This window comes from Paraclostridium benzoelyticum (assembly GCF_001006285.1).
Classification (GTDB): Bacteria; Bacillota; Clostridia; order Peptostreptococcales; family Peptostreptococcaceae; genus Paraclostridium; species Paraclostridium benzoelyticum.
In genome coordinates this window covers 1-5,713 of record NZ_LBBT01000358.1, presented here as the reverse complement: position 1 = coordinate 5,713, position 5,713 = coordinate 1, and the positions used below count along the sequence as shown (strand labels likewise).

The 5,713-nt window shown below is 28.5% G+C and carries 6 protein-coding genes; 2 read left to right on the top strand and 4 right to left on the bottom strand.

The genetic code is table 11. The annotated features are described in order from the left end of the window. The coding region (locus VN21_RS17220) for a hypothetical protein (RefSeq protein WP_207641528.1) at positions 1–543 on the top strand (543 nt) is incomplete at its 5' end. A 118-nt stretch (positions 544–661) separates the two neighbouring features. On the opposite strand, the gene VN21_RS18045 is transcribed toward VN21_RS17220, so the two are convergent. From VN21_RS18045 to rbr, 3 genes are all read right to left on the bottom strand, one after another. Further along, positions 662–2,299 (bottom strand): ABC transporter substrate-binding protein, encoded by a 1,638-nt coding sequence (locus VN21_RS18045; RefSeq protein WP_052952139.1) that lies wholly within the window; start codon positions 2,297–2,299, stop codon positions 662–664. Positions 2,300–2,461: 162 nt separating this feature from the next. Further along, the gene (locus tag VN21_RS17210) at positions 2,462–3,619 is read right to left on the bottom strand and encodes an amidohydrolase (RefSeq protein WP_046824348.1); all 1,158 of its coding nucleotides are present in this window, start codon (positions 3,617–3,619) and stop codon (positions 2,462–2,464) included. Positions 3,620–3,646: 27 nt separating this feature from the next. Beyond that, positions 3,647–4,183 (bottom strand): rubrerythrin, encoded by a 537-nt coding sequence (gene rbr, locus VN21_RS17205; protein WP_046824347.1) that lies wholly within the window; start codon positions 4,181–4,183, stop codon positions 3,647–3,649. Positions 4,184–4,320: 137 nt separating this feature from the next. Here rbr and VN21_RS17200 point away from each other — a divergent pair, with 137 nt between their 5' ends. Further along, the gene (locus tag VN21_RS17200; protein ID WP_052952138.1) at positions 4,321–4,926 is read left to right on the top strand and encodes a peptidylprolyl isomerase; all 606 of its coding nucleotides are present in this window, start codon (positions 4,321–4,323) and stop codon (positions 4,924–4,926) included. A 20-nt stretch (positions 4,927–4,946) separates the two neighbouring features. Here the strand turns inward: VN21_RS17200 and VN21_RS18795 are convergent. Continuing rightward, positions 4,947–5,713, bottom strand: a 767-nt coding sequence (locus tag VN21_RS18795) for a hypothetical protein (RefSeq protein WP_046824346.1), incomplete at its 5' end; no start/stop codon positions are given.

Below are 5,713 nucleotides of genomic sequence, written 5' to 3'. Positions count from 1 at the left end.
TTCAACTTTATTTTATCTTTAAATTTACTATATAAAATAATTATAAGAGAGGTAATATTTATGGGTTTATGGTGTAAATCAAATAAAAAATGCGGATTTAAAAAACCTAATAAATGTAAAAAATATTACTATAATTGCAACAACTCTTCATGCGGTAACAACAATAATTCAAATATCACTCCTTGCAGTGGTAAAAAACCTGTAAGTTCTACAAACCATTATAAAACTTATACATGCTTAGATGGAAAAGATTATTTTGTTGTAAATGAAAACTTCTATGATAATTACTATGAAAAATGTAACCACTACTATATAACTGATTGCAATCATATAACTGATCATTACTATGAATATAATGTATATCATTATGATACAAAGGATACTCACGATGAAAAGTATGTTTGCAAAGATGTAGATAAGATAGATCCAAATAATAATTGTGTAGAAAAAAATAATGGTTGTTTAGAAAAAGAAAATTGTGATTGCCACTGTGGATGTAACTGCGATTATTGTAAAAAGCATAGAGAAAACAGCAGTTGCTAGTTAAATAAAAATACTATTTCCCCTAGTATTTTTATTTCTAGGGGAGATAATTTTTACCTCTTATATATTATTTTTATAAAACAAACAAACCTATTCAAATGAATAGGTTTGTTTGTTTTTATTCTTTGTTTCCATTTATAAGCATAAAAAATGTTGTTGCATTCTTACTAGTGCTAAACTCATCAGTATCTTTGTATTTATCAATAAATTCATTTGTTATACCTACGAAGTCAATATCTCCATTTTCATATAAATTCACATCAGCAGATCCTTCTTTTACAATTTTTGTATTTACAGACTCTAATTTTACACTATTTTTATCCCAGTAATTTTGATTTTTAGTCATTATATAAACATCATCTAATTTCCATTTAGTTAAAGTAAATGGTCCATTATATAATGTAGATTCTTTAGTTGTTCCATATTTATCACCTTGATTTTCTATAAACTTTTCATTTTGTGGGAAAAATACTGGAAATGCCATCAATCTGTCAAAATAACTAACAGGTCTATTAAGTTTTATTTCTAATGTATAATCATCCAATGCTTTAACACCTACATCTTCAGATTCTTTAGTTTTTCCTATATTGTAATCTTGAGCTCCAATAATATCATACATTATAAATCCATATTGAGATGCAGTTTCTGGATTTAACGTTCTTTTAAAAGCATATTCAAAATCATTAGCTGTTACTTTATCTCCATTGCTCCATTTAGAATCTTCTCTTAAATTAAAAGTCCAAGTTTTCTTATCTTCTGATGCTTCCCAACTCTTAGCAATACCTTCAACTACCTTACCATCATTGTCTACCCTTACAAGACCTTCCATAACATTATTTGCAGCACTAAATGATAATGAATCTGTAGATCTACTCATATCTAAAGAAGGTATATCTGAAGTACTTGTTAAATTTAATTCATTTCGTCCTTCTGAACTTGCCCATTTGTAAGCGTATTTTGCTCCGTATGGAATTATAGTTATTCCATCTACATAAGATTTTTGTATATAAGCACTACTACTTTGGAAAAGAGGCATTATAAATGCATCACTCAATAAAAGTTCTTCTGCTTTAGCGTATTTTTTCCAACTATCATTAATATTTGTTGAAGTTTTTCCTTCTTCTATCAAAGAATTATAGTCTTTACTATCATATCCACTATTTACTCCAAATTTTCCAGTAGTAGTAAACGTCTCTAAAAATGTTAATGGATCTGGATAATCAGCAACCCAAGAGCTATAAACTAAATCATAATCTCCTTGTGCTTCTAATTGTTGCTTTTGCTTAAATGGGACTTGTTTTATCTCTACTGTCATTCCATCTAGATTTTTTTGTAATTGACTTTGAAAAAATTCTCCTACTCTCTTACTACTTTCAACGTCTGATGTTAAAACTTCTATTGTAACTTTATCAAAATTCAATTCATTCTTTGCTTTTTCCCAATGTTCTTTTGCTTCTTTCAAATCATACCCACTTCCCATATTTCCAGCAATTTCTCTATAATCTTTACCTTCATCATTTATCGCTAATCCCTCTGGTGTATAATAATTTACTGGGTTTGATCCATTGTTCAAAATCACACTAGTTATTTCACTTTTATCAACCGCCATAGATATCGCAAGTCTTGCTTCTTTATTTTTTAATAATTCACTAGAATTTATAACTTTATCCTTTTCTTGACTGCTGCATCCTACTAAGATTGATGTACTCATTAATGTAATTAGTGTAATTGTCGATACATATTTTTTTAATATCATGTATATCCCCCCCACTTTAATATATTTTATTAACAAAGGAGCTATTAGTTACACAATTTTAATCCCCATTTTCTTTCAATATAATCCATCTTTAAATTTAAATAAAAAAAGAAAGTGAAGGGTTTTGTACATTTTACCCTTCACTTTCTTTTTTTATTTAAATTAATTTTTAGCGTAAACCATATTTCCATCTATTATTGTATATAAAGTTTCGGTAAATACTTCCATAGGGTTCCCTGTAAATATAGCTATATCTGCATCTTTTCCAGCTTCAATACTTCCCAATCGATCATCAACTCCACAAATTTTTGCTGCATTTATGGTTATGGCTTTAAGAGCTTCATCTACTCCTAATCCTTTTTTAGCTGCAAACCCTGCACATATTGGCAAATACTGAATAGGTATTACTGGATGATCTGTTGTTATCGCAACTTGAACTCCATTTTTATTTAATTTTCCAGCTGTTTCAAATGTTCTATTTTTAAGTTCTACTTTACTTCTATTAGTTAGGCTAGGCCCAACAATCGCACTAAAACCGGAATTTTTTATGTATTGTGCAATAAGATGTCCTTCTGTGCAATGATCTAATGTCATATCTAAGTCAAACTCTTTGGCAATTCTAATGGCTGTAAGTATATCATCTGCTCTGTGTGCATGAGCTTTCAGTGGTATTTTCTTATCTAAAACATCAATAAAACATTCTTGTTTTAAATCAATATCAAAATATTCACCTTTCTGTTTAGCTATTTCTTTCTTGTTTTTGTAATTCAAAGCGTTAGTTAACGCTTCTCTTAAAATTGCAGCCGTAGCCATTCTCGTGGATGGAGATATACTTTTAGATGAGTATACTCTTTTAGGGTTTCCCCCAAATGCAACTTTCATAGCTGCGTCCTCTTTTACAATCATATCGTCTATAGATGTTCCACTCGTTTTTATAAAAGTAAATTTACCTCCACATACATTAGCACTTCCTTGGCCCGTCATAACAGAGGTTATTCCTCCTTCTATAGCATCCTTAAATGCCTCATCTAAAGGATTTATTGCATCTATTGCTCTTAAGTGCGCTGTAATCGGTGTTGTTGATTCATTTATATCGTCACCTTCAAATCTTATACCTTCTTCACTTAATCCTATGTGACAATGAGATTCAATAATTCCTGGCATCACCCATCCGCCTTTAGCATCTATAACTTCCATAATATCTAATTCATTTATATATTTATCAACATTTATTATCTTTCCATCATCTATAAGTACACATCCATTTTCATAGTTTTCGCCCGTCATAGTTATAATTTTTCCATTTTTTATTAAAATCATTAAATCCTCCAAATTATAGTTTTAGTTTTATATACAATCACATTTAATTTCAAAGAAAGATTTTGGATGTGAACATACAGGACATATTTCTAATGCTTTTTTCCCATTATGAATATGTCCACAGTTCATACATCTCCATGTAACCTCTTCTTCCTTCTTAAATACACTATTATCATCTAAGTTTTTTATAAGCTCTAAATATCTTTCCTCATGCTGTTTTTCAATTTTACCAACAGACTTAAAAAGATATGCTATATCATCAAATCCTTCTTCCTGTGCCTCTTTTGCAAATCTATAATACATATCTGTCCATTCATAATTTTCTCCTTCAGCTGAGTCAATTAAATTATTTTTCGTAGAATGTATTCCATTATTAATTAATTTAAACCAAATTTTCGCATGTGCCATCTCATTGTTTGCTGTTTCTTCGAAGTATTGAGCTATCTTGTTATATCCTTCTTTTTTTGCTTGATTTGCATAGTAATTATATTTAGCTGTAGCCTGAGACTCTCCAGCAAATGCTATCATTAAATTTTTTACAGTTTTGCTATCTTTTAAATCCATAATTCTCCTCCTTAATATTAAGTAGTCCTTATTATCTTTAATATTAAGATTTCAATGATATTATTACTAAAAAAGAAAACCTTTTTCTTTCTGTATGATATAATTTATATAATATTAATTTTAAGGTGGTAATTTATATGAAAAATCCAATTGTTACTATGAAAATAAAAGATGGAAAATCTATAAAAATAGAACTTTTTCCAAATGAAGCTCCTGAATCTGTAAAAAACTTTATAAGTCTTATACATAAGGGGTTTTATAATAATACAGCATTTTGGAGAGTAGAAAATGATAAGTTAATTCAAGGTGGTTGCCCAGAAAATAATGGTACAGGAGTTTTAGGATATAGTATAAAAAGTGAGTGTTTAGCTAACGGAGTAGATAATAACTTAAAATTCACTAGAGGAACTATTGGTTACGGTAGATTTGAGCATAATACAGAAAGTTGCCATTTTTTTATAGTTACTCAAGACACTCCTCAACTTGATGAAAATTTTGCTCCCTTTGGACGAATTATAGATGGAATGGATGAGGTTGATAGAATAAGTAGAGTTGAAGCTGAGCTAGAGGTTTTCTTACATAGAGCTGTTGAAAAAATATATATTGAAAATATGACTGTAGAAACATTTGGAGTTAAATACGATGAGCCAACTAAACTTTTAGGATTATCTAAAGAAGAAACTTTATCAAAATGGAATGCTACTATGGAAGAACGTAAAAAAACAGGCTATAAAGTGGTATAAAAATAAGTAGCATTAGCTACTTATTTTTTATTTAATGCTATATCTTTATTTTTATAAGCTTTGTAACAGTTTAAAAACTCTCTAGTGTTAAATATGTACTTACCACTTATTTGTGTATAGTAAGCTCCTGTAGAATCATATATATCTTTTATTTTTTGCGTTAAGTTTTTGTTGTAGTATCTTAGTTCTTTAAACTCTTTTTTTAACCTGTCCGCTGTTAGCCATAATTTATTACAATTTATATCTGCAAGTCTTATGTTTTCAAATGACATATTATTTTTTTGACCATCTACATATAATTCAGCTAATATTTCCTGCAAGTTCTCATTTGTCAAATCATGATTAAGTTTTATGTATGTTATTGCACCCATTCCATCTCTACCTTTTTCATTTAATTTTTCTTGGTTTATAAGTGCATTTAATGGTTGTCTTTTTATGTATACATAATTTAAATCATCTAGTATATACTCTCCTCTTATATATTTAGCTGGTTTGTATATAACTAAAATAGGACTATATTCTCCTCCTATTTCTTCGTCATTTAAATCTGTGATTTCATTTAAATCTAGTGTATTATATTCTTTAGATATAGATCCATATCTTGACCTTTTTATAAGACTGTACATTCTAAAGTTTTTAACTTTGTATAATATATTATCTATATATGATTTGTCTAAAACTTCATTTTCATTTTGAGAATTGTTTATATAATCTAATTTTGCAGCTTCTTTTAATTCATAAATATCATCTATACTTATATCAAAATACGCTGCCAATAATTTAAATT

What these genes read in the sequence shown, in the direction of transcription:
- VN21_RS18045 (WP_052952139.1), bottom strand. Translation starts at nt 2,299, where the DNA reads ATGATATTAAAAAAATATGTATCGACAATTACACTAATTACATTAATG.
- VN21_RS17210 (WP_046824348.1), bottom strand. Translation starts at nt 3,619, where the DNA reads ATGATTTTAATAAAAAATGGAAAAATTATAACTATGACGGGCGAAAAC.
- rbr (WP_046824347.1), bottom strand. Translation starts at nt 4,183, where the DNA reads ATGGATTTAAAAGATAGCAAAACTGTAAAAAATTTAATGATAGCATTT.
- VN21_RS17200 (WP_052952138.1), top strand. Translation starts at nt 4,321, where the DNA reads ATGAAAAATCCAATTGTTACTATGAAAATAAAAGATGGAAAATCTATA.